The following is a 22,801-nucleotide window of genomic DNA, read 5'->3' as shown; positions in this document are numbered from 1 at the left end:
GGCCCCTTTTTTCATGAACAGGCATGAACAGGAAAGTGGGGCGTCACCCGTGAAGGAAGTCTTCGGCAAGCTCGCCGACGGGACCGAGATCCACCGCTGGTCGCTCGAGAACGGCGGAACGAGGCTGAAGGTCCTGTCGTACGGCGGGATCGTGCAGTCGCTGGAGGTCCCGGACGCCGAGGGCCGGTATGCGAACGTCTCCCTCGGGTTCGGCACCGTCGAGGAGTACGTCGCCGACTCCCCGTACTTCGGCGCGCTGATCGGCCGGTACGGCAACCGTCTCGGCGAGGGCCGCTTCACGCTGGACGGCACGACGTACGAGCTGTCCGTCAACGACGGCGCCAACAGCCTGCACGGCGGCGCCGGGGGCTTCGACAAGGTCGTGTGGGAGGTCGAGCCGTTCGAGCGGGACTCGGAGGTCGGGCTGTACCTGACCCACACGAGCGCCGACGGGGACATGGGCTACCCGGGCACGCTCGACGTGAAGGTGACGTACACCCTCACCGCGCGGGGCGAGTGGCGCGTCGACTACGCGGCCACCACCGACCGGGCCACCGTCGTCAACCTCACCAACCACGTGTACTGGAACCTCGCGGGCGAGGGCAGCGGCTCGGTCGGCGACCACCGGCTGACCATCGCCGCCGGTCGCTACACGCCCGTCGACCCCGGTCTGATCCCCACCGGTGAGCCGGCGGCGGTCGAGGGCACCCCCTTCGACTTCCGGACGGGCAAGCCGATCGCCGAGGACCTCCGCGCGGCCGACCCCCAACTGCTGTACGCCAAGGGCTTCGACCACAACTGGGTGCTCGACAAGGGCGTCACGGCGGAGCCGGAGTGGGCCGCCACCCTCGCCGACCCGGCGTCCGGCCGCACCCTGACGGTCTCCACGACCGAGCCGGGGCTGCAGTTCTATTCCGGGAACTTCCTCGACGGCACGCTCGTCGGACCCTCCGGGAGGATCTACCGGCAAGGGGACGCACTGTGCCTGGAGACCCAGCACTTCCCCGACTCGCCGAACAAGCCCTCGTACCCGTCGACGGTGCTGCGGCCCGGGGAGACCTACCGGTCGACGACCGTGCACGCGTTTTCGTGACGCGAACATGACGCAGAATCTTCGGTAAGATCTTCACAGCGCGCTCACAATTTCCCACGGGACTCCCAGTGGTTGAACAGCGCCACCCCAGCACGCGTATGTAGGGGCGGCCCGTGCTCCCCCGCGCGGGCCGCCCTTAGTCGTCGGGCCCGGTCGTCCCCAACGGGCCCGCCCCCTACGGAGGTTCCATGGCCGACAACGTCACCTCGTTGTTCCGCAGCACTGCGGCGCACAGCCCCTCGATGGCTGCGCTGACACGTGAGGGCGGCGACGGGGTGGGTCCGGTGGACTTCTGTATCCCCTGCAACCCCTACTTCCCCACCCCGGCCATGTTCGACGACATGGCGAGCAAGCTGCGCGACATCATCACGTACTACCCGAGCAGCGCCGACACCATCACGGCCGAACTGTGCAACCTGCTCCAACTGCCGCCGCAGTGCGTGGCGATGGGCAACGGCTCGACCGAACTCATCACCTGGATCGACCACCTGCTCGTCCGGGAGTCCCTCGCCGTCCCCGTCCCCACCTTCGGCCGCTGGACCGACCAGCCCATGGAGACCGGCAAGCGGGTCGACATGTTCCCGCTCCAGGAGTCCAGCGGTTTCGCCCTCGACCTCGCGCAGTACGCCGAGTTCATCCGGGCCCGCGGCACCAGGGTCGCCGTCATCTGCAACCCCAACAACCCCGACGGCGGCTTCCTCCACCGGCACGCACTGGTGCAGTTCATGGACGCGATGGCCGACCTGGACCTGATCGTCATCGACGAGTCCTTCCTGGAGTTCGCCGACGCCGAGTCCGAGCCGTCCACGGTCCAGGACGCGGTGATGCGGCCCAACGTGGTCGTGCTGCGCAGCCTCGGCAAGAACTTCGGCCTGCACGGCATCCGCTTCGGCTACCTGGTCGCCAACCCGGCGCTCGCCGGGAAGATCCGCTCGATGCTGCCGAAGTGGAACCTCAACTCCTTCGCCGAGCACGTGGTGTTCATGCTGAAGAACCACGGCGCCGAATACATGGAGAGCCTGCACCAGGTCCGCCGGGACCGGCTGGACATGGCCCGCCAGCTCTCCGCCCTCCCCGGGCTGACGGTCTACCCGTCGCAGGGGAACTTCCTCTTCGTGCGTCTGCCCGTGGGCGCCGAGGGCACCGTGGTCCGCGACCGGCTGCTCACCGAGCACCGGATCCTGGTCCGCGAGTGCGGCAACAAGGTCGGCTCGTCCAGTCGCTTCCTGCGACTCGTGGTCCGGCCCCAGGTCGACGTGCGTCGCCTGGTGTCCGGCCTGGAGTCGGTTCTCTACGGGTCCAGGAGGGGAGCCGCCGTACCCGAGCTGAGCACCGGGACCAGCTACAGCTCGGGTACGGCGGCCGTGGACCGGCTGATGGGCGAGACCAGCGGGACCGGCATGCAGAACCTCGCCGCGCAGGCGCTGAGCATGCCGACCCCGGCCCCCGCGTCCTCCATGCAGTTCGCGTCCCCGGTGCCGGTGCCCGCACCCGCACCCGCACCCGCACCCGCACCGATGCCCGCCGCCTCCCCGCAGTTCCCGTCCCCGGCGCCCGCCCCATGCAGTTCCTGGCCCGGTGGTGCGTTACCCCATGCCGACGCCGGTGCCCATGCAGGCCCCGATGCCCGCCGCACCGGCGGCCGCCATGCCGGCCCCCGGGCTCCAGCCCGCCGCCCAGACCGGTATGCCGGGTCTCGCGACCGCCGCTCAGGGCCGGCGCGCCATGGGCGCGGCCCAGGGCCTCACCGCCGCCCAGGTGCGCGGCCGCACCCAGCCGGAGCCCCTGGAGGAGCCGCAGGGGTGGCCGGCGGCGGGAGCGGTGTACAACCAGGTGGGGTGAGGCTCGGCCCTCCCGGACGGACCGATCGATCGCACCGGCAGACGCCCCCGACAGGCCCGCACGGGCTCCTGTCGGGGGCGTCTGCCGGTCTACTGCCCCACCGGGTGAGTGAACGGTGGGACCACCGATTCCGTACTTCCTGGAGCCGGTGGGTCATCTCGGGCACTTCGCCGCTCTCCGTCACACCGTCGGAATCAAAACGCAACGCCCACGGGCCCGTACGCACCGGCACACACCATACGATCAAGCCCGATCACAACTCCTGTACTCGCGCGTCTCGGACACGGCTGGAAGCCGGACGGAAGCTGGAAGTGGGTGGACCGTGCGCCACAACGCCCGGACGATCGTGGCGGTCACGGCCGCACTGGGACTCGCGGCCGGACTGTCCGGCTGCGGCGGCGACGCCGACGCGGAGTCGGAGACGGTGTCCCTGACGGTCGTCGCGACCAACTACGGCGACAGCGTCCGCAAGAACTCCGAGGGCTACTGGGACCGGGTGGCCCTCGCATTCGGCGCCGAGCACCCTGGCATCGAGGTGGACGTCCAGGTCCACGACCCGGACGAGGTCGACGAGAAGGTCGCGGAACTCGTCGAGCGGGGCGAGGCACCGGACATCGTGCAGACGGACAGCTACTCCGAGTACGCCGCGCGCGACCTCCTCTACAGCGCCGACGAGGTGCTGTCGGTCCCGGTCCAGGCGTCCTTCGTACGGAGCCTCGCGAACGCCGGGGAGATGGATCGCGCCCAGTACGGCATGCCCTTCACCGCGAGCACCCGGCTGCTCTACTACAACAAGGACCTGTTCGCGGCGGCGGGCCTGGAGCCGCCGACGACGTGGGACGAACTCGTCGCCGACGCACGGGTGTTGAAGGCGCGGGGTGTGAAGTACCCGATCGCCGTGCCGCTCGGCCCGGAGGAGGCGGAGGCCGAGACGCTGATGTGGCTGCTGGCCGGCGACGGCGGCTACACCGACTCCACCAACCGCTACGACATCGCGTCCGCCGCCAATGTGGCGACGCTGACCTGGCTGAAGGAGAACCTGATCGGCGAGGGCCTCACCGGCCCGGTCCCGCCCGGCGAGCTGAACCGGTCCGAGGCGGTCGACGCGTTCCTCACCGGTGAGGCGGCCATGGTCAACGCGCCGCTGTCGCTGATCCGCCAGATCGACGACTCCTCCGACTCCGTGCCCTACGGTGCCGTACCGCTGCCGAGCCGCGACGGCGACAGCACGCCGACGATGGGCACCGCGGACTGGGTCGTCGCCTTCCGCAACGACGACCACCGGGCCGCCATCGGCGAGTTCCTCGACTTCCTCTACTCCGACAAGTACGTGACCGAGCAGGCCGCCCAGTACGAACTGCTGCCCGTCACCACGTCCGCCGCCGACGCGATGCGCGCCGACAAGGCCCACAAGCCCCTGTGGAACGGCCTGGACACCCTCCAGAACCTCCGCCTCTACCCCGTCGCCGAGACCAACTGGTCCGAGGTGGCCACAGAGATCCGCCGCCGCATCGGCAAGGCGGTGACCCCGGACGGGAACCCCCAAGAGGTGCTGGAGTCGATCGCGAATGCGGCTCGGTAGGAGGGCCGGTACGGCAGTCGCGGTCGTCCTGGCGCGGAGAGGCGGCTCGGAGCCGTGGCACAGTGCGGGGAGCGCGGGGAAGCAGGCGATCCGCGTGCGCGTTGCACTGTCGCATGAGCCTGCGATTCTCGCTGATGGGTCCGGTACGAGCTTGGCGCGACGAGGAGGAGATCGAGCTGGGGCCGCGCCAACAGCGTTCGGTGCTCGCGGCGTTGCTGCTGAACAACGGCGTCCGGCTGAGCAACGACCAGCTGATCGGCATGGTCTGGGACGACCCGACGCCGAGCGCGGTCATGGCGTTGCGGACGTACGTGTACAAGATCCGCAAGGCGCTTCCGGAGTTGGACCTGAAGACCAGGGACGGCGGGTACACGGCCCGCGCGGAGATCGTCGACGGCTGCGACGGCGAACCCCTGGAGGGTCTGCGGAGTGCCTACTTCGACGCGCAGCGGGTGCGGCTCGGCGACCACCGGCTCAAGGCACGCGAGGACTGCCTGGAACGCGAGTTCGACGTGCTTCAGCTACAGGCCCATATCTCCGCCTTCCCTCTCAGGGAGCGTCCCCGCGCCCTCCTGATGCGCGCGCTCTACCTGGAGGGCAGGCAGGGCGAGGCACTCGACCACTTCCACCGGGCACGCGCCCTGCTCCGCGAGGAGCTCGGTCTCGAACCGGGGCCTGAGCTGCGCAGGGTCCACGCGCAGATCCTCAGCGGCGACCTCACCCCGCCGCACAGGCCGGAGCAGCTTCCGCCGGACCTGATCGACTTCACCGGCCGTGCCGAGGAGATCGCGCAGGCACTGCGGACGCTGCCGGGCACCGTGGGCATCACCGGTATGCGGGGCAGCGGCAGGACCGTGCTGGCCACCCGGATCGGCCACCTCGTGAAGGGCCGCTTCCCGGACGGGCAGATCTTCGTCAGGGGCGGGGACGTCGCCGGTGAGCTGTTGCGGGCGGTCGGTGTGGAGCACCCCGTCGGCGACAAGGCCACGCTGTGGCGGGAGAAGGCGCGCGGCAAGCGGTTCCTCGTCGTGGTCGACGACGTGCGGGACGCGGCTTCCGTGCGCGATCTGGCCACGCCCGGCTCGGCGATGATCCTCACGAGCGTCCGCCGGTTGCACGAGCTGCCCGGGGTGAGCTGGGTGCAGATCGCCGGGCTGACCGAGCAGGAGGCGCGGGAGTTCTTCCGCAGGACCATCGGACCGGCGCGCGCGGACGCGGAACCCGAGCACGTCGAGGTACTGCTGGAACACCTCTCGCGACTGCCGGCCCCGATCAGGGTGGCCGGCGGCAAGCTCGGCTCGCGCCCCCACTGGACGATCGAGATGTTTCTGCTGCAGATGCAGCGGGAGGGCAAGTCCGCCGACGCGCTCCCGTCCGACTGCACCGCGATGCTGGCCCCGATGATCGCGGCCGATCAGGATCTCACCGATCCCGAACGGCACCTGCTCCGGTGTTTCGCGCGCCAGGACACCGAGGTCATCGACTGCCACGAGGCGGCGCGGATGTCCGGGTCCGAACCCGGTGAGATCGAGCGGGTGCTGGAGTCGCTCGCGGGCGTCCACCTCATCGAGCCGCTCGTGCTCGGCCGCTACCGGTTGCCGCGGTTCGTGCGCTTCTACTTCGCGTACTTCGCGCTGAGCACACCGGCGCCGGTCGGCTGAGGGGGGGGGAGTGTGGGGCGAGTGAGGAGCAGGTGAGGGACCGGACGAGGCGCAGCGCGTCGGGACCGGGCCGCTTCCTTCCTCACGCCCTGACCAGGTCGTATATACGGAATTTATGCGCCGACCATCCTGCGGGGCCACGTTGGCAGACATGTCGACCAAGGAACTTCAGGGCAAGAAGGCACTCGTCACCGGCGCCACCTCGGGCATCGGCCGCGCGATCGCGGTCAAGCTCGCGGAGGCGGGTGCCACCGTCTACGCGACCGGGCGCAGAGCTGAACTCGGCAAGGAGACCGTCGAGCTGATCGAGCAGGCGGGCGGCACGGGCCACTTCGTCGTCGCGGACGTCGCGAACCTCGACGAGGTCCGCAGGCTCGCCGCGGAGGTCGGCGAGGTGGACGTGCTCGTGAACAACGCGGGCGTCTTCCCGCTCTCGCCGACCCCCGAGCAGTCGCTCCACGAGTACGAGCAGATATTCGACGTCAACGTCCGCGCGACCTATTTCCTGACGGCCGCGCTCGTGCCGGCCATGGTGGCGAGGAAGAAGGGCGCGATCGTCAACGTGTCCTCGATCGCCGGGCAGATCGGCACCGCCGTGGGCTCCGTGTACAACGCCTCCAAGGCCGCGATGGACGCACTGACCCGGTCGTGGGCCGTCGAGTTCGGTGCGGCGGGCGTGCGCGTCAACTCCGTGGCACCCGGTCCGATCCGTACCGACATGGCCGTCGACACGGTGGGCGAGATGTTCGAGGCGTTCAGCCAGAACACGCCGCTCGCCCGCGCCGGCGAGCCCGAGGAGATCGCCGAGGCCGTGGCGTTCCTGGCCTCCGGCAGGGCCGGCTACATCACCGGTGCGGTGCTACTCGCCGACGGCGGCTACGCCGCGACCTGAGGCGTCGACCAGATCGGCTGCGTAGTCGTCGTCGGCCGCGTAGTCATCACCGTCATCGCCGTCATCGTCATCTCGTCGGCCCCCTCCCGGAATGTGCGGGAGGGGGCCGACGAACGTTCGGGGAGGGGGCCGACGCCGCGTCGCTGGCTCCCTCGACCGATCGATGGACGGAAACCGATCAACCGAGGCCGGGCGAGTTCGATCACCATCCGATCGAATTCACACGGTTATGACCAGGCGTGATGTCCTCTCGATCCACTGGGTACTCATCGGGCGAGCACGGCTAGCGTGGGCGATGTGCGGCAGTTCGCCTTTGACTCCCGGCGCCCCGTGCCCGTACCCATCGACACCCATCGAGAGGAGGCGGCCGTGATGCCGGGCGGGGAGAGAAACGGCGGAGCCCTCACGACGGGCGGAGCGGGCGGCGACGCCCCCGCCCTTCCTCGCGCGACGCTGCTGCTGAAACGCCATTTCACCGGAGAGAACCTGCCCCAGGTGCGGGCCCAGGTCGAGGACACGGCCGCGGCGGCGGGCCTGGGCGGCGTGCGGCTCGGCGAGTTCACCCTCGCGGTCAGCGAGATCGCGGCCAACGCGGTCGAGCACGCCGGCGGTCAGGGCCGACTCGAACTGCGCCTGCTCCCGCACGAGTTGGAGTGCCGCATCACCGACGACGGCCCTGGCTTCACCCCCGCCATCCCGGAACTCCTCCCCGGCCTCACCGGCACCTGCCCCGGCCGCGGCCTCTGGCTCGCCCACCTGGTCACCGACCGCCTGACGGTCACGACGGACTCGACGGGGGCGGGGGCCGAGGTGACACTGGCGATGCGGCTGGGATGAGTGGGTCGGTCAAGTGCCCGAGGGTGCACGGACCGAGCGGTTGATGGGCCTGTGCGAACTCGCCGTACGTCCGCCCCGGCAGCCCCAGGGGATCGGCTCCCAACTCCACGCCGAACTCCTCAAGGCCATAGCCCCGGCCTGGTCGTCCCTCCTCGCTCTGCCCACCGACAGTCGCGGTCAGGACCTGTACACCCGACTCGGCTACGAGTACGCGGGGCCGTACCGCAACACCCCCGACGGCCCAGAGTTCGACCTGCTGCTCCTGCACGTGGGGACACGGCTGGACCCATGACACTCGGTTCCGGCTCCAGGGCCGGGGGCAAAATGAGGGTGCAAATACCTTCCTTGGGAGCGAATGTGACGGTGTATCTGGCCGAGGACGACGGGCGATGGGTCACGCATTCCGGGGAAGCGGGGCACTACGGAACGGAGTGGGGGCCTGCGGACCTGGAACGCGCCGCCGTCTTTCTGGGTGAACTGGCGCCGCAGGCTCTGCATGTGTTCGAGTATCTGCTGCGCAACCCCGGCCGAAGGATCCACTGCACAGAACTCGTGCACATGGCTCTGAATGGAGCTGACGATGCCGATCCGGCGCGCCGGATCGCGGGTGTGCTGTCCGGGATGAGCAAGGCGCATGACAACAGCGAACGGCGCTACCCGTTCGTCTGGTGGGAAGCCCCTCAGGGGCGTGCGGGTGCGACCTACGCGGTCAGGCCCTCGGTGGCGGCGGTGTTCCTGGCCGCTCGGCTCGGGCTGTGACACCAGTGGGCTGCCGGCCTTGACCGCGCCGGGGAGCAGCATGTCCCCGCCAACTTGAGACGCAGGGAGGGCGTATGGAGCCATCGGAGCTCCGCCGTGCGGTTGATGTGGGTCGGGCGACCGCTTCGGGTCTGGGCCTTCAGGTCGACGACATGGTCGTCGTCCATGACTCGGACCGTGTCGCGCTGCGCCTGGCTCCTTGCGATGTGCTGGTTCGGATCGCGCCCGTGGGGCATCTGGCCGATTCCGAGTTCGAAGTGGAGGTTGCTCGACGTCTCACCGCCACCGGAGCTCCGGTGGCGGAGCTCGACCCCAGGGTCGAGCCACGGGTCCATGTGCGTGATGCCTTCGCCCTCTCGCTCTGGACCTACTACGAACCGGTGGGACCGGGGATCACTTCGGCCGACTACGCGGACGCGTTCCTGCGGCATCATGCCGCCCTGCGCCGGATCGCGCTGGACGCACCGCATGTCACTGATCGAGTCACCGCGGCTCTCGGAGAGGTGAACGACCGGGAGCGTTCCCCCGAGCTGCCCGATTCCGGCCGCAAGCTCCTCATCGACACACTCGGTGGGCTGAGCACCGCGATCAGCGTCGGGAAGGCCGGCGAACAGCTGCTCCACGGCGAGCCTCATCCGGGCAACCTCCTCAACACGAGGCGAGGCCCCCTTTTCGTGGACCTCGCCACGTGTTGCCGTGGGCCGGTCGAGTTCGACCTCGCCCACGCGCCCGAGGACGTGGCACAGCACTACCCAGGGGCCGACCACAGCCTGATCCACCAGTGCCGCGCCCTGAACTGGGCGATGTTCTCGGCCTGGCGATGGCGCCGAGACGACCAGATGCCCGACCGGGGCCGCTGGAGGATGGAGGGCCTCAGCCGGCTTCGTGCCGCACTCGATCGCTGCGGTTGAGGGTTCTCCCACGCCGACGGCTCGGCCGCCAGGTCCTTCACCGGGCCGGGGAGCGTACCGGCCGCGTTGTCGGCCACGGTGACGCCCTCCAGGATGCGGCGGACGTTGGCCCGCAGCGCGATCCACAGCGGCAGCAGCGGCTCCGCCGACCCGGTGTAGGTCAGACCGGTCGGACGCTCCCCCCCGTACGGACACGATGCGGCCGTCGACGGCCCGGATCACGTCGGCGACGGTGATGGCGGACGCCTCGCGGGCGAGTCGGTACCCGCCGCTGCCGCCCCGTCTGCTGGTGACCAGGCCGCCGGGCCGCAGGTCCCCGAGGACGCCCTCCAGGAACTCGTGCGGGATCTCCTGCACGGTCGCGACGACCTCCGCCGTCACCGGCCCGCCGTCCTGCCGGACCGCGACGTCCAGTACCGCGCCTACGGCGCAGTCCTCCCGTGCCGAGATCCTCATGGGCTCAGCTTGAAATCAAAGGTTCCCCCTCGGCTCTGAGAGCCGAGGGGGAACCTTTGATTTCAAGATCAGGCCTGCCGGTTCAAGGTCCTCTTGAGCGGCCACAGAAGGGAAACAGTCGGCAACGCCCTCTGGGATTCGAGTCGACTGGAGTGCTCGAACTTGTGATCTCTGTCTCTTACTTGTGAGTCGTCCTTTGTGGGCTGTGGGGTTCATGTGACCACTTGTACGGTACTGATCATTCCCGGCCACAGGCCAAACCCTTCCCCACTACGTCGGTTTGTCCTTCCGCCGGCGCACATCACGGAAAGTCCCCCACATGAACGACAACACCGAAGTCGTGATCCCGCCGGCCTTCACGCCGGGCGGTCGCCACGGGCACCGCAGGCCGAAACAGTTCGGCGCGGGCGCCCGCCGCGCCCTGGTCCTGGCCATGGCCGTGCCCGTCGCGTCGGTGGCGCTCGTCGGCCCCTCGGCCTTCGCCGCCGACGGGAACACCACCGCGACGGCCCCCGACACGGCCCCGGACACGAACGAAGGCCTCGACTCCGCCGACCAGGCGATCGCCGCGAACCTCGACACCCGCGTCCTCGACGAGCGCCTGGGCGGCAACGTCAGCGGTGTGGTGCTGGACGCAGAGTCGGACGGCACCGTCTGGGACCACAACGGCGCCACCGCGCTGATGCCGGCGTCCAACACCAAGCTTGCCACCGCGACCGCCGCCCTGACGGTGCTCGGCCCGGACCACCAGTTCAAGACGAGGGTCGTCTACGGCGACGGCACCCTCACCCTCGTCGGCGGCGGCGACCGGACCCTGACCAGCGCGGACCTCGCCGCAATGGCCAAGGACGCGGTGGCCGGGCTGAAGGCCGCGGGCCTCACCGGCGTGAAGGTCGCCGTGGACGACAGCCTCTTCCCCGAACCGACCCTGGCTCACGGCTGGAAGGCCGACTACTTCCCCGGCGACATCGCCCCGGTCCGCGCCCTCGTCGTCGACGGACACGCCGTCAACGACACCTCGATCGACGCCGGACAGGTCTTCGCCAAGCAACTCACCGCCGCCGGCATCACTGTGGACGGCGAGGTCACACGCCGGACGGCGGACATCACCGACGTACCGGTGGCCCGTCACAAGTCTGCCAAGCTGTCGGACATCGTCCACCACATGATCAAGGTCAGCGACAACAACATCGCCGAGACCCTGCTGCGGATGACCGCCCTGCGCGCCGGGCAGCCCGCCACGTTCGAGGGCGGCACAGCGGTCGTACGAGATGTGCTGAGCCGGCGGTACGGAGTGTCGCTGGAGAGCTTCGAGATGTACGACGGGAGCGGCCTCTCCCGTGCCAACCGCATCCCGGCCCGGACCCTGGCGGAGATCCTCGACCTGCTGACGGAGAAGCGCTACGAGCACCGGCTGAGCTCGATCCGTGACGGCCTCCCGGTCGCGGGCGAGGCCGGCGGCACCCTCGGCCCGGAGTGGGGCCGCTTCGACGACGCGAACTCGCAGTGCGCCGTCGGCAAGGTGCACGCGAAGACCGGCACCCTTACCGGTGCCATCGCACTGAGCGGCCTGACCCAGGGCAAGGACGGCCGGTGGAAGGTCTTCTCCTTCGTGGAGAACGGCTCCACGGCCTCCGGCAGCGCCATCAAGGACGCGATGGACGGCCTCGCCGCGACCGTGAACGGCTGCTGGGCCTGACGCGAACGTGCGCCCCGGGTGCGGATGCCCGGGGCGCACGTTCTGTGTGAATGCTGTTTGCACCGTGCTGTGTCCAGCCGTGCTGCTTCCGTCGCCTGCTGTCAGCGCGTCAGAAGGCCGGCTTCCAACTGTTGCTGTTGATGCAGCCCGTAATTCGCGCAATTCCAGGCGCTGTTCGAGGACGTTTGCCCCTGTCAGCTCACCGCATGTCTGTGGGAGGCTCGGCCACGACCGGCGTACGAAGTCGGTGCCGAGAACGAATGACCATGGATCTGTGACTGTCTTGCTGCCGGGTACCACCACCGCGCCTATCTGCGCGACCTCTTATTTGTCGACCACGCCGGACGCCCGGCCGCCCCCTCAGCCGAGCCGGATCACATTCCACGACAGCGGTTCGAGGACGACGCTCAGCACGCCGCCCTCCAGCGACGCCCCCTCCACCACCCGCGGAGCGACCCGCTCGGGCTCCGCCAGCGTGTTCCGCGCGTCCGGATCCGCGTCGGCCAGCACGCTGTGCTCGACGACCCGGGTCAAGTCCAGCCCGTTCAGGGCGACTTCCAGCGGCAGCGCCACCGTGCGGCCCCGGTTGACCGCGAACACGGTCACCGACCCGTCCTCGGCCCGCACCGCCGTCGCATGCAGCAGATCCGCCTCGCCGTACTTCTTCGTCTCGTACGTCGGCGAGTCCACCCGTACGTCGAGCACCTCGCCCCGCCCGTGCTTCGAGGCCTGGGCGAACGGGAAGAACGTCGTCTGCCGCCAGGCCGGTCCACCCGGCTCGGTCATGATCGGGGCGATGACGTTGACGAGTTGGGCGAGGCAGGCGACGGTGACCCGGTCGGCGTGCCGGAGGAGGGCGATGAGGAGGGAGCCGAAGACGACCGCGTCGGTGACGCTGTAGTTGTCCTCCAGCAGGCGGGGGGCCACCGCCCAGTCCCGTGCGCCGGAGTTCTCGATCGCGTGCCACTCCGAGATGTACCAGACGTTCCACTCGTCGAAGGAGAGGTTGATCTTCTTCGTGGACTTGAGCTTCGCACCCACGTGGTCGGCGGTGGCGACCACGTTCTCGATGAAGGACTCCATGTCGACCGCGGAGGCCAGGAAGGAGTCGATGTCGCCGTTCTCGGGCTGGTAGTAGGCGTGCAGGGAGATGTGGTCGACGAGGTCGTACGTCTCCGTCAGGACCGTCGCCTCCCACTCGGCGAACGTCGGCATGGACTGGCTGGAGGAGCCGCAGGCCACGAGTTCGACGTGCGGGTCGATCTGGCGCATGGCGCGGGCCGTCTCGGCGGCGACACGGCCGTACTCCGTCGCCGTCTTGTGGCCGGTCTGCCAGGGGCCGTCCATCTCGTTGCCGAGGCACCAGAGCTTGATGCCGAAGGGATCCTTGTCGCCGTGGGCGGCGCGGAGGTCCGAGAGGGCGGTGCCGGCGGGGTGGTTGGCGTACTCCTGAAGTTCGAGGGCCTCGGCGACACCGCGGGTGCCGAGGTTGAGGGCCATCATCGGCTCCGCCTGGGGCCCGATCTTCTTCAGGAAGGCGATGTACTCGGAGAGGCCGAAGCGGTTGGTCTCCGTGGAGCGCCAGGCGAGGTCGAGGCGGGTGGGGCGGTCCTCGGCGGGGCCGACGGAGTCCTCCCACTTGTAGCCGGAGACGAAGTTGCCGCCGGGGTAGCGGATCGTGGTGACGCCGAGTTCGCGGACCAGGTCCAGGACGTCGGTGCGCAGGCCCGCCTCGTCGGCGGTGGGGTGGTCCGGTTCGAAGATGCCGGTGTAGACGCAGCGGCCGAGGTGTTCGACGAAGGACCCGAAGAGGCGGGGGCTGACCTCGCCGACCTTGAAAGCGGGGTCGAGGGTGAAGCGGGCGGTGCGGGTCATCGAGGGCGGCCCCTTCGGTGTTCGGCGTTCGGTATTACGGATGGTGATCGTTGAGCCGAACGGGACGCTATGGTCGAAGGAGGGGCAAGTCAATGGGGCGGGTGGCTGCGCCGGGCGGGGTGGCGGCGCCGGGGCTGCACTGTCCGACGGCTGAGCCCTGCGCCTCACCGTCCGCCGGGTGGGCATGTCGGGCGGGTGCGGGTGGTTCGTGGTTGCTCGCGCAGTTCCCCGCGCCCCTGACGGGACGTCCCTGCGGACAGTCCAACCATCGTTTCGTCGAAATTCAACGATCGTTGGAAGTTCATGGTGCCGACGGTCGGGGCCACGTAGGGTCGGCGCGTGCCTTCGCTGCCCGATGCCCTTGCCGAGACCCTGACCCGACTCGACGTCCGCATCGCGGAGACCGGTGCCGACCGGGGCCGGCTGCTCGACGCGGCGGCCCTGGCGGAACGTACGGCCCTCGCCGAGGACGAGGTGCGGGTCCTGCTCGACGGGGGCGCGCGGGAGGCGGACCGGGTCGACGACCGGGTGCGCCGGCGGGTGCGGGCGGTGCACGAGGCGTACGTCGCGCGGAGCGGGAAGCGGGCCGGGGAGGTCGGCAGAGAGGTCGCGGAGCGGCTCTCGATCAGTCCCGAGTGGGCCCGACAGCTGCTGCTCGGCAGAAAGATGCCGAACGTGCCCGATCTGACCGAACTCGCGGAGTTCTTCGGTATCGAGGAGGGCGTCCGATTCTTCACCGACCCGGCGGCGACCGTGCTGAACCGGGAACTCGGCCGTGTCCTGGCGGGACTTGAGGAGGACGGGGACGGGGACAGGGCCGGCGACGGGCCGTTGGTCGATTTCGCCACCCGGCACGGGGTCGTCACGCTCGCGCTGCGTGGACAACGGCTCACCCGTCGCCAGCAGGAGGCGCTCGCCGTCATGCTCGAAGGGCTGCTCGGCATCGACGACGAGGAGGCCCGGCGATGAGCCGTGGCGAGCGCACCGGGGCCGGTGGGCTGCGCGGAGTCCTCGGCAGGGTGCGGGGCGCACTGGTGCCGTCGCGGTCCACCGCCGAGATGCGCAAACTGACGGCCGGACTCAGCAAGGCGGTGCGGGGCAGGCTCGACGCACCCGTCGGTGTACGGGAGTTGGGCGCGGCGCTGTGTGCGGAGATGAGCGCGCGGCGCGACGGGCGGCCGGTGAAACTGCGGTTCGAGCGGTTCCCGGACGGGATCGGGGTGACCGGACTGTGGATGGAGTTCCCCGACTTCGACCTGGTGATCGTCGAGGAGCGGGCCGAGACCGTGCAGCAACTGGTCATCCTGGGGCATGAGTTGTGGCACATGCACGCCGGGCACTGCCATCACCATCTGCCGGGGACGGACGCCACGGCACTCGCGTCGGCGGAGCCGGGCAGGCCGGGCAGGCCGGGTGGAACGGGCAGGCCGGGCGGGCCGGGTGGAACGGGCGGGACGGGCGAGCACACGTCCGCCTTGCCGCCGCTCTCCCCCGAGTTGTCGGCCGCCCTCGGGCAGGGCGGCACTCCCATCGCGGCCCGCAACGGCTCGCACGAGTCGGACGAGCAGGAGGCCGAGGACTTCGGCCACCGCCTGGCGACCGCCCTCCGTTCCTGGGTGGACACCCGGCCGAGCGGCTCGGCCGGGGCCGCCGGGCCGGCCGTGGCCGACGACCCCGTCGGGCGGGCCATCCAGGCGTCCCTCGGCTATCGCCGGCACGGGAGATGAGGGGGACGGCCATGCCCGCGACGACGACCGGGGCCCTCCACTCCACCGGCCCCGCCGACTTCTTCGGCGAGCTGTACATCTCGTTCTGGATCCCCACGGCCGTCCTGACCGCCGCCCTGGTGATCAAACTGCCCAGCATCGTCAAGCTCTGGCGGGACTCGCTGCTGCGCGCGGTCGGCGGACTGCTGCTGCTCGCCTGCTGCGTGTTCGTGTTCGCGGTGCCCTCGGTCATCGCGTGGACCAACCGGGTCGTGGGCGTGCCGAACGTCGCCGCGCCCTGGGTGTACTCACTGATCACCGCGTTCTGCGCTTGCTGTCTGCTGATGATCGTCGCCTGGCGCAACGGCCCCGCCGACCGTTCCCCGGCGACCCGTCGGCTCATGCGGTGGGTGGTCGCCGTCTACGCGGCGGTGATCGTCGTCCTGTGGGTGCTGTTCGCGCTGGCGGACGTCCCCCGCGAGCGGCTGCGCGACCTGGACACGTACTACGCCACCACGCCCTTCATGCGCGAGGAGATCCTGCTCTATCTCGTCGCGCACACGGCGGCCTGTCTGATCACCTACCGGCTGATCCGGAACTGGGTCCGCGCGGAGAGCCTCGACGTGTGGCTGCGCGGCGGTCTGCAGGCGCTGGCGCTGGGCTGCGCGCTCAACCTGGTGTTCGACGCCGCGAAGCTCACGGCGGTGGTCGCCCGTTGGACGGGGCACGACCTGGACTGGCTGAGCACGGACGTGGCGCCGCCGGCCGCCGCACTGGCGGCCATCTGCATAGCGGTGGGCTTCATCCTGCCGCACAGCGGTCAGTATCTGCAGGACCGCTGGCGGGTGCGCACGAGCCATCGGCGGCTGCGGCCGCTGTATCTGCTGACCCGGACCGTCGACGACTCCCGTGTCCCCTTCGCGCTGCGCGCCACACCGGAGTTGCGGCTCACCCGCCGGGAGACGTTCATCCGGGACGCCCTGCTCCGGCTCACCCGTCACCTCGACGAGGATCTGCGGCGCCGCGCGTACGACGCCGCGCTGGACCTCGGGCACGAGGCCGGCCGGGCGAAGGCCCTCGCCGCCGCCGTGGCGATCCAGGACGCGGTGGCGACGCGGCGGAGGTCGCCGGAGAGCGGCGTGACGGCCACGCTCGCCACGGGCCCGCTGGTCTTCCCCGGCCTCGGCACAGGCACAGGCACAGGTTGGGGTGCGGATTCGGCCGGGGGTTCAGCCGGGGGCTCGGGTGCGGGCTGCGGTGCGGGCTCAACTGCGGGTTGGGCTGCGGGTGATCCGGCAGGGGCGCCCGGGCGGACGGCCTTCCCCGAGTTCACGGTCTCCTCCGATCCCACCGATCTGCTGAAGGACATCGAGGCCGTGTCGCTGGCACTGCGTGAGCCGGCCGAGATCGAGGCGGTACGGGCACTCGCCGCCGCCTCCCCGGCGAAGAGCGGCGCACCCGCGCGGGAGTGAGTGAGCCACTGGCATTGAGGACCCGGCCCGTGGGCTCAGCCGGCGAACGGGGGCTGGGCGAGGCCCTTGCCCGCTCCCGGGACCACCAGCAGGGAGCCCGAGAGGGGGTGCGGGGTGTCCGTCCCCGTACGGGCCGTGGTGATGTAGAGATCGGTGAGGTCGGGGCCGGCGAAGGCGCAGGCCGTGGGGCGGGGGTGGGCAGGGTGATGACGCGGTCGAGGGTGCCGGCCGGGGTGTAGCGGCGCACCGCGCTCCCTTCCCAGAGGGCGACCCAGACACAGCCCTCGGCGTCGACCGTCAGGCCGTCGGGGAAGCCGCCGCCGTCCTCGATGGTGACGAACGGGCGCCGGTCGACCGGCAGGCGGACGCCGTCCCCGGTCTCCGCGTAGTCGAAGACGTCGATCCGGCGGGTCGGCGAGTCGATGTAGTACATGAGCCGGCCGTCCGGGCTCCAGCCCGTGCCGTTGCTCACGGCGACGTCGTCGAGGACGGTCGTGGTGAGGCCCTCGGCGGTGAAGCGGGCCAGGGTGCCGCCCCCGGGGGCCTCGTCGTAGCGCATGGTGCCGGCGAAGAGGGAGCCGTCGGGGGCGACGGCGGCGTCGTTGGCGCGGCGGCCGGGGACCGGCTCGTGGTGCAGCCACCGGAAGGTGCCGTCGGGGTCGGTCAGGCCGACGCCGTCCCGCAGGTTCAGCACGAGGCCGCCGCCGGCGCGGGGCTTGACCGCGCCGATGTGCTGCTCGGTGACAAGGACCGAGCGGCGGCCGGAGGCCGGGTCGTAGGTGTGGACCCGGGAGCCGAGGATGTCGATCCAGATCAGGCGCTGGGCGGCGGGGTCCCAGGTGGGGCCCTCGCCGAGGGCCGCGTACGCGCGGACCGCGACGTCGTACCCCGAGCGACTCGTGTGACCCGAGTGACCCGTGGGGGCGCTCATGCCACGCTCCGGTGGCCGAGGCGCTCGGACAGTTCCGCGGCCCCCTTGACGGCGAGCTGCTCCAGCTCGATCCGGCGCTCCTCGCTCCAGCGGATCATGGGGACGGAGATGGAGAGCGCGGCGACGACCTTGCCCGCGCGGTCGCGCACCGGCGCGGCGACACAGGAGACGTCCGGGTTGGACTCGCGGTTCTCCACGGCGAGACCCCGCTCACGGATCCGGGCCAGGGCCTCGCGCAGAGCGGCCGGGTCGGTGATGCTGTTGGGGGTCATGGCGACCAGGTCGGCGTCGTCCGGGATCCGGGCGGACAGCTCGACCTCGGGAAGGGAGGCGAGAAGCATCTTGCCGACGGAGGTGCAGTGCGCCGGGAGGCGGCGGCCCGCGGCGGAGACCATGCGGACGGCGTGCGTGGAGTCGACCTTGGCGATGTAGATGACGTCGGTGTACTCCAGGATCGCCACGTGCACCGTCTCGTCGCAGGTCTCGGCGACGGACCGGGCCACCTGCTGGCCCTCGGCGGCGAGGTCCAGCTGCTCGGCGTAGCGGCTGCCGAGCTGGTACGGGCGGACGCCGAGGCGGTAGCGGCCGGGCTGGCCCTGCACCTGGACGATGTAGCCGCGGGCGGCGAGCGTGGTGACCAGCTCGTGCACCGTGGTGCGGGGCAGTTGGAGTCTGCGCACGATGTCGGGGGCGGACAGCGTGCCGTCCCCGTCCAGGAAGAGCTCCAATATGTCGAGCGCCCGGGTCACGGCAGGTACGAGGCGTCCCACGGCCGGCCCCCTTCCTCTGTCAGTCGGTTACGTCTGCGGGTGTTCGAAATTTCAACGGTCGATCGGCATGACGAACACAGGCTAGTCATAGTGCGTTGACCGGGCAATAACCGCGGACGATCGAGCGACGGGGGAGGGCCGGGGTGCGTTGTCGGGTGCGGGTGCGTGGGGCGTGAAAGCACGGGCGCAGCCCCTGCTTTCAGGGGCGCGGGGAACTGCGTGAGAAGCCCCACCGGAGCCGCACCGCCCCCGGAGCCGCACCCGCCCACCGAGCCCGCGCCCCCGAGCTGTCAGGCGCCCCCGGTCACCTCCGCCCGCGCGGATCCCCCAGCTCCCCCCGCAACCGCTGCGCCCGAAGCACCAGCTCCAGCTCGAAGCGGCGATCGGGATCATCGATCTCGTCACCCCAGAGCTCACGTATCTGCCGAAGGCGATACCGCACGGTTTGCGGATGCACACCCAGTCGTGTCGCAATCTCCGGCGCCCCGCCCCGGGTCTCCAGCCACGCCAGCAACGTCTCCGCGAGCCGGCGGCCGTGCGTGGGACCGCAGTGCGCCAGCGGCGCCAGGCACCGCAGCGCGAGGTCGTCGATCAGCTCCTCGGGCTGGAGGAGGACGAGGGCCTCGGTGTGCTCGGTGCAGTGCAGCACCTCCCCGCCGGGCAGCAGCCGGCGTTCCATCAACCGCACCGCCGCCTCCGCCCAGCGCAGCGACTTCGAGGCGTCGGCCAGCGGCACCGGCGGGCCGATCGCGCCGGACCAGCCGGTCAGCGCGCGGTGCAGCAGCTCGGGGCGGCCGGCCGCGTCCGGTTCGGGGACGACCATACGGGGCTGCTCGTACTCCATGTCGAGCAGGACGCTCTGGCCGACGGCGGGCGCCATGGCCTCGCGGGCCGGGCGCAACAGGACCCCGACCGCGACCTTCTCCGGGAGGCTCCAGCCGATCCGGGCCGCGCGTTCGGCGAGCGCGTCGGCCGGGTCGCCCCGGTGGTGCTCGGCGAGCAGCAGCTCCATCAACCGGCGTTGCAGTCGCAGACGCTCGCCCGCCTGCCGGGCCGCCGCCTCCGCGTAACCGCGCACCGACTGGTCCACCAGACCGTCCAGATATTCGTACCCGGCGTCGACGAGCTCGTACATCGCGGGCGGCGGGATCTGTACCCGCTGGCCGATCTCCGCGAAGCGGCGCCAGGCGAGGCGTACGCCGAGGCGGTAGATCGCCTGGAGCGAGTCGAGGCTGCGGCCGTTGAGGCCCTCGCCGCGCCCGAACTCCTGGAAGACACCGGGAGGGACACGCGGGCGGCCCTCGGCGGTCTCCAGGTGCTGTACGAAGACCTCGATCGCGCGGCGGATGCCGATGAGGGCCATCGGTTCGCCGGAGTCGTCGAGGACGACGGGCAGGTGCGGGTACTCGCGGCGGATCTCGCCCAGGATCTCCTCGGCGAGGGCGGGCGCCTCGGCCATGGCGATCGCGGCGAACTCGCGCACCTGGAGCCGCGGCACGTCGTGCCAGGCGGAGCGGACTGTGACGGTTCCCGGGGTTCCGGTCACCCCTCAGCGCTCCCGACCGGCGTTCTCGTAGGTGATGAGCGGGGTGTTCGGCTGGTCCGGTGTCGCGTCGAGCAGCGCGACGACACCGAGCGCGGCCCCCACGGCGAGAGCGGCGGCGGCCGCCATGGTCAGCACGGCGGCGAGCAGTCTGGACATGGCAGGGTGAGCCTCTCGGTCGACAGGTCGTCCCCACCCAGGCACCCCGCCGACTCAGTGTCAGCAATGCATTGACACTGCGTCAAGACTCCGCCTACGGTTCCCGGCCCATACGTCACGCGCACCTTCCCCTGGCGTCGTCTTTGCCGCACGTCTACCCGAGCCGCACCTCCCAACGCCCCCTGGAGTGCCCGGATGCGCCGTACAGCCTCACCGATCTCCCTGGTCCTGCTGGGCCTCGGCACCTTCCTGCTGGTGCTCGCGCCGCTGCTCGCGTGGTACGTGCAGCCACGGGCCGCCGTGAATCCGATCGACATCGACACGACCGCCGTCTACACCGGCACGGGCAGCGTCTTCGATGTGGAGCAGGTGAAGACCGTGCCGGACCAGAAGATCACCGTGACCCAGCGGGTACGCGGCGATGTGGCCGAAAGTGAGCGCAGCGGGGCCGCGGTGTGGGACGTGATCACCTCGGTCGACACCGACAAGTCGCTGCCGGCGGCCGACCCGCACGACGCGCTGGACTTCACCCCGCACCGCTGGGTCAGCGACCGGAAGACCAACCGGCCGGTGCACTGCTGCGACGAGAAGCCGTACATCGAGGGCGAGGCGTACCTGAAGTTCCCCTTCGACGTGCAGGAGCGCTCCTACCGCTGGTGGGACAACACGCTGGGCGCGACGGTGACGCTCCACTACGAGGGCCGGAAGAAGATCCGGGGCTACGAGGGGCTGCGCTTCACCGCGAAGGTTCCGGCCACCCGGACCGGTACCCGCCTCGTCCCCGGCGCCCTCGTCGACGAGCCGAGCCGGCCGCAGGTGCTCGCCGAGGAGTGGTACGCCAACCACGGTCTCGAACTCGTCGTCGACCAGAGCACGGGCCGTGTGCTCTACGCGCAGACCGGACCGCGCCGGACCCTGCGGGCACCCGGCGGCGACGAGGACGCGGCGGTGCTGCTCGACAGCCGGAAGCTCGCGTTCACCCCGGCGACGCAGAAGTTCGCGGTGGACCAGGCGGAGAAGGACAGCGGACTGCTGCGACTGGTGGGGCGGACGGTGCCGATCGGTACCGCTGTGCTCGGTTTCGTCCTCGCTGCGACGGGTGCCGTCTTGGTCGTACGCGGCAGGCAGCGCCCTGATACGCCCGAGTCGTCCCAGGCTCCGATCACGATGTGACAGGGCGTCAGTTCAATAAACCCCGGAAATTGTCACGCCGGTGAGTAGCAGCTTCGTACCGCTGGGCGAAAACTGTCCACCCACCCGAGCACAGCCCACCCACATCCCGCGTACAAGCCCCGCCCGCGTCGTACAAGCGACGTCCGACATCTCCACCGGACAAGAGACCCGCCCGACCCTCCCGACCCATCCGGACCCCCGCCCCACCGGAACATCCCCACAGCGAACGTCCTTCTCCCCGCTGAGTTCCGCACCCCGAGACGAGTTGGAGCACCCATGCCCCAGCACGTGCCGTTCTCGCTGGTCGAGGTGTTTCCGCGCCTGGACCAGCACCGTTCGGCAGGCTCCCCACAGCCGCGCCGGATCGTCTTTCTCGCCCGCCGCGACCTCGGTAATCCGGCGGCGGGGGGCTCCGAGCTCCTCGTCGACCGGCTCGCCGACGGACTGACCCGACTCGGCCACCAGGTCACCCTGTTGTGCGGCGGCCCCGCGGCCTACCGCGACTACCGGGTCGTCTCCGCCGGCGGTGACCTGAGCCACCATCTGCGCGCCAAGTCGACCTTCGCCCGTCAGGTCGGCGACTGCGACCTCCTCGTCGAGGTCTGCAACGGCATGCCCTACCTCGCGCCGCTCTGGCACCAAGGCCCCACGATGTGCCTGGTCAACCATGTGCACACGGATCTGTGGAAGCAGCGGTTCGGCGGCCCGCTGGCGCCCGCCGCCCGGCTCGGCCGAAGACTCGAACACTGGTCGCTGACGGCCGCGCAACGCCGGAACCTCCTGGTCGCCGTCTCCTCGTCCACCGCCACCGCGCTCCGCTCGATCGGGGTGGATCGGGAGCGGATACGGGTCGTGCACAACGGCGTCGAGGAACCGGGGCCGCGTGCCGACCGCTCGCCCGAACCGCTGTTCGTGGCGGTGGGCAGGCTGGTCGAGTACAAGCGGATCGACCTGCTGCTGCGGCTGTGGGAACGGGTGCGGCCGGTCACGGGCGGACGGCTCGTGATCGTCGGCGACGGGCCCGAGCGGGCGCGGCTGGAGGCGATGGCCGGGGCCGGTGTCGAGTTCGCCGGACACGTCACCGAGGAGGAGAAGCACCGGCTGCTGTGCGCGGCCTGGCTGCTGCTGCATCCGTCGTCGGTGGAGGGGTGGGGGCTGGTCGTCACGGAGGCCGCCGTGCGGGAGACCCCCTCGGTCGCCTTCGACGTGCCCGGGCTGCGGGACTCCGTGGTGGACGGGGAGACCGGGGTGCTCGCCCGGGGGGAGTCGTCGTTCGCGGCGGCCTGGTGCGCGTTGGCGCTGTCGACCGATCGGCGAGTGCTGATGGGGAAGGCGGCGCGGGAGCGCGCCGCGCATTTTCGGTGGGATCGCACGGTGCGGCAGTTTCGTGCGGTGGCTTCCGAAGCCGTGCGGGGATTCGCTCGGTGAGCGCCAAAGGGA

At 70.7% G+C, this 22,801-nt stretch carries 18 protein-coding genes and 3 pseudogenes; 15 read left to right on the top strand and 6 right to left on the bottom strand.

The genetic code is table 11. The annotated features are described in order from the left end of the window. Positions 1-13: 13 nt before the first annotated feature. The 9 genes and pseudogenes from E4N62_RS03950 to E4N62_RS03910 all read left to right on the top strand — a co-directional run bounded on the left by E4N62_RS03950 (position 14) and on the right by E4N62_RS03910 (position 9,577). Positions 14-1,093, top strand: a complete 1,080-nt coding sequence (locus E4N62_RS03950) for an aldose epimerase family protein (RefSeq protein ID WP_230211932.1) — start codon at positions 14-16, stop codon at positions 1,091-1,093. Between the two features lie 188 nt (positions 1,094-1,281). Continuing rightward, positions 1,282-2,935, top strand: a pseudogene (locus E4N62_RS03945) (histidinol-phosphate transaminase). A 322-nt stretch (positions 2,936-3,257) separates the two neighbouring features. Next, complete coding sequence (locus E4N62_RS03940; RefSeq protein WP_230211931.1) at positions 3,258-4,517, top strand: extracellular solute-binding protein; 1,260 nt, start codon at positions 3,258-3,260, stop codon at positions 4,515-4,517. 113 nt (positions 4,518-4,630) lie between these two features. Next, complete coding sequence (locus E4N62_RS03935) at positions 4,631-6,178, top strand: BTAD domain-containing putative transcriptional regulator (protein ID WP_230211930.1); 1,548 nt, start codon at positions 4,631-4,633, stop codon at positions 6,176-6,178. 151 nt (positions 6,179-6,329) lie between these two features. Beyond that, positions 6,330-7,070: an SDR family NAD(P)-dependent oxidoreductase gene (locus E4N62_RS03930; RefSeq protein WP_230211929.1), complete on the top strand. Its 741-nt coding sequence runs from the start codon at positions 6,330-6,332 to the stop codon at positions 7,068-7,070. 330 nt (positions 7,071-7,400) lie between these two features. Beyond that, positions 7,401-7,907: an ATP-binding protein gene (locus tag E4N62_RS03925; protein ID WP_230211928.1), complete on the top strand. Its 507-nt coding sequence runs from the start codon at positions 7,401-7,403 to the stop codon at positions 7,905-7,907. Between the two features lie 13 nt (positions 7,908-7,920). Further along, positions 7,921-8,199: a GNAT family N-acetyltransferase gene (locus E4N62_RS03920; RefSeq protein WP_230211927.1), complete on the top strand. Its 279-nt coding sequence runs from the start codon at positions 7,921-7,923 to the stop codon at positions 8,197-8,199. Positions 8,200-8,264: 65 nt separating this feature from the next. After that, a complete protein-coding gene (locus tag E4N62_RS03915; RefSeq protein WP_230211926.1) occupies positions 8,265-8,666 on the top strand; it encodes a DUF6416 domain-containing protein in 402 nt (133 codons plus the stop codon). Between the two features lie 74 nt (positions 8,667-8,740). Then, complete coding sequence (locus E4N62_RS03910; protein WP_230211925.1) at positions 8,741-9,577, top strand: phosphotransferase; 837 nt, start codon at positions 8,741-8,743, stop codon at positions 9,575-9,577. Here the strand turns inward: E4N62_RS03910 and E4N62_RS03905 are convergent. Continuing rightward, positions 9,577-10,033, bottom strand: a pseudogene (locus tag E4N62_RS03905) (Rrf2 family transcriptional regulator); the annotation flags it as partial. The gene E4N62_RS03910 and the pseudogene E4N62_RS03905 sit on opposite strands and share 1 nt — an antisense overlap. 319 nt (positions 10,034-10,352) lie before the next feature. Between E4N62_RS03905 and dacB the strand changes: the two are divergent. After that, positions 10,353-11,732, top strand: coding sequence for a D-alanyl-D-alanine carboxypeptidase/D-alanyl-D-alanine-endopeptidase (gene dacB, locus E4N62_RS03900; RefSeq protein WP_230211924.1), 1,380 nt, complete (start codon positions 10,353-10,355; stop codon positions 11,730-11,732). Positions 11,733-12,092: 360 nt separating this feature from the next. On the opposite strand, the gene E4N62_RS03895 is transcribed toward dacB, so the two are convergent. Further along, entirely contained in the window at positions 12,093-13,607 is a 1,515-nt protein-coding gene (locus E4N62_RS03895; protein WP_230211923.1) for an alpha-N-arabinofuranosidase, read from the bottom strand. A 339-nt stretch (positions 13,608-13,946) separates the two neighbouring features. Between E4N62_RS03895 and E4N62_RS03890 the strand changes: the two genes are divergently transcribed. From E4N62_RS03890 to E4N62_RS03880, 3 genes are read left to right on the top strand one after another with little or no spacing between them, the layout of a single operon-like run. Beyond that, entirely contained in the window at positions 13,947-14,576 is a 630-nt protein-coding gene (locus E4N62_RS03890; RefSeq protein ID WP_230211922.1) for a transcriptional regulator, read from the top strand. Then, positions 14,573-15,334 (top strand): toxin-antitoxin system, toxin component, encoded by a 762-nt coding sequence (locus E4N62_RS03885; protein ID WP_230211921.1) that lies wholly within the window; start codon positions 14,573-14,575, stop codon positions 15,332-15,334. Before E4N62_RS03890 ends, E4N62_RS03885 begins: the two co-directional genes overlap by 4 nt. A gap of 11 nt (positions 15,335-15,345) precedes the next feature. Then, positions 15,346-16,785, top strand: coding sequence for an MAB_1171c family putative transporter (locus E4N62_RS03880; RefSeq protein WP_230211920.1), 1,440 nt, complete (start codon positions 15,346-15,348; stop codon positions 16,783-16,785). A 35-nt stretch (positions 16,786-16,820) separates the two neighbouring features. On the opposite strand, the pseudogene E4N62_RS03875 reads toward E4N62_RS03880, so the two are convergent. From E4N62_RS03875 to E4N62_RS03860, 4 genes and pseudogenes are all read right to left on the bottom strand, one after another. Then, positions 16,821-17,716: pseudogene (locus tag E4N62_RS03875) on the bottom strand (SMP-30/gluconolactonase/LRE family protein). Then, positions 17,713-18,486: an IclR family transcriptional regulator gene (locus tag E4N62_RS03870; protein ID WP_230211919.1), complete on the bottom strand. Its 774-nt coding sequence runs from the start codon at positions 18,484-18,486 to the stop codon at positions 17,713-17,715. The pseudogene E4N62_RS03875 and the gene E4N62_RS03870 overlap by 4 nt, the downstream one beginning before the upstream one ends. 304 nt (positions 18,487-18,790) lie before the next feature. Further along, positions 18,791-20,032, bottom strand: coding sequence for a helix-turn-helix domain-containing protein (locus E4N62_RS03865; protein ID WP_230211918.1), 1,242 nt, complete (start codon positions 20,030-20,032; stop codon positions 18,791-18,793). A 3-nt stretch (positions 20,033-20,035) separates the two neighbouring features. After that, positions 20,036-20,188, bottom strand: a complete 153-nt coding sequence (locus E4N62_RS03860; RefSeq protein ID WP_184894552.1) for a hypothetical protein — start codon at positions 20,186-20,188, stop codon at positions 20,036-20,038. A gap of 195 nt (positions 20,189-20,383) precedes the next feature. Between E4N62_RS03860 and E4N62_RS03855 the strand changes: the two genes are divergently transcribed. Both E4N62_RS03855 and E4N62_RS03850 read left to right on the top strand, forming a co-directional pair. Continuing rightward, the gene (locus E4N62_RS03855; RefSeq protein WP_230211917.1) at positions 20,384-21,361 is read left to right on the top strand and encodes a DUF3068 domain-containing protein; all 978 of its coding nucleotides are present in this window, start codon (positions 20,384-20,386) and stop codon (positions 21,359-21,361) included. A 276-nt stretch (positions 21,362-21,637) separates the two neighbouring features. After that, on the top strand, positions 21,638-22,789 hold the full coding sequence (locus tag E4N62_RS03850) for a glycosyltransferase family 4 protein (protein ID WP_230211916.1): 1,152 nt from the start codon (positions 21,638-21,640) through the stop codon (positions 22,787-22,789). Positions 22,790-22,801: the final 12 nt, after the last annotated feature.

The sequence above is a fragment of the Streptomyces sp. MNU76 genome, assembly GCF_020982545.1.
In the GTDB taxonomy this organism is placed as follows: Bacteria; Actinomycetota; Actinomycetes; order Streptomycetales; family Streptomycetaceae; genus Streptomyces.
Note: the sequence above shows the minus strand (reverse complement) of the source record. Positions and strands in the feature narration are given on the sequence as shown.

Coding starts and splice junctions, on each gene's coding strand:
- E4N62_RS03950 (WP_230211932.1), top strand. CDS start 14: ATGAACAGGCATGAACAGGAAAGTGGGGCGTCACCCGTGAAGGAAGTC.
- E4N62_RS03935 (WP_230211930.1), top strand. CDS start 4,631: ATGAGCCTGCGATTCTCGCTGATGGGTCCGGTACGAGCTTGGCGCGAC.
- E4N62_RS03930 (WP_230211929.1), top strand. CDS start 6,330: ATGTCGACCAAGGAACTTCAGGGCAAGAAGGCACTCGTCACCGGCGCC.
- E4N62_RS03910 (WP_230211925.1), top strand. CDS start 8,741: ATGGAGCCATCGGAGCTCCGCCGTGCGGTTGATGTGGGTCGGGCGACC.
- dacB (WP_230211924.1), top strand. CDS start 10,353: ATGAACGACAACACCGAAGTCGTGATCCCGCCGGCCTTCACGCCGGGC.
- E4N62_RS03895 (WP_230211923.1), bottom strand. CDS start 13,607: ATGACCCGCACCGCCCGCTTCACCCTCGACCCCGCTTTCAAGGTCGGC.
- E4N62_RS03885 (WP_230211921.1), top strand. CDS start 14,573: ATGAGCCGTGGCGAGCGCACCGGGGCCGGTGGGCTGCGCGGAGTCCTC.
- E4N62_RS03880 (WP_230211920.1), top strand. CDS start 15,346: ATGCCCGCGACGACGACCGGGGCCCTCCACTCCACCGGCCCCGCCGAC.
- E4N62_RS03860 (WP_184894552.1), bottom strand. CDS start 20,188: ATGTCCAGACTGCTCGCCGCCGTGCTGACCATGGCGGCCGCCGCCGCT.
- E4N62_RS03855 (WP_230211917.1), top strand. CDS start 20,384: ATGCGCCGTACAGCCTCACCGATCTCCCTGGTCCTGCTGGGCCTCGGC.
- E4N62_RS03850 (WP_230211916.1), top strand. CDS start 21,638: ATGCCCCAGCACGTGCCGTTCTCGCTGGTCGAGGTGTTTCCGCGCCTG.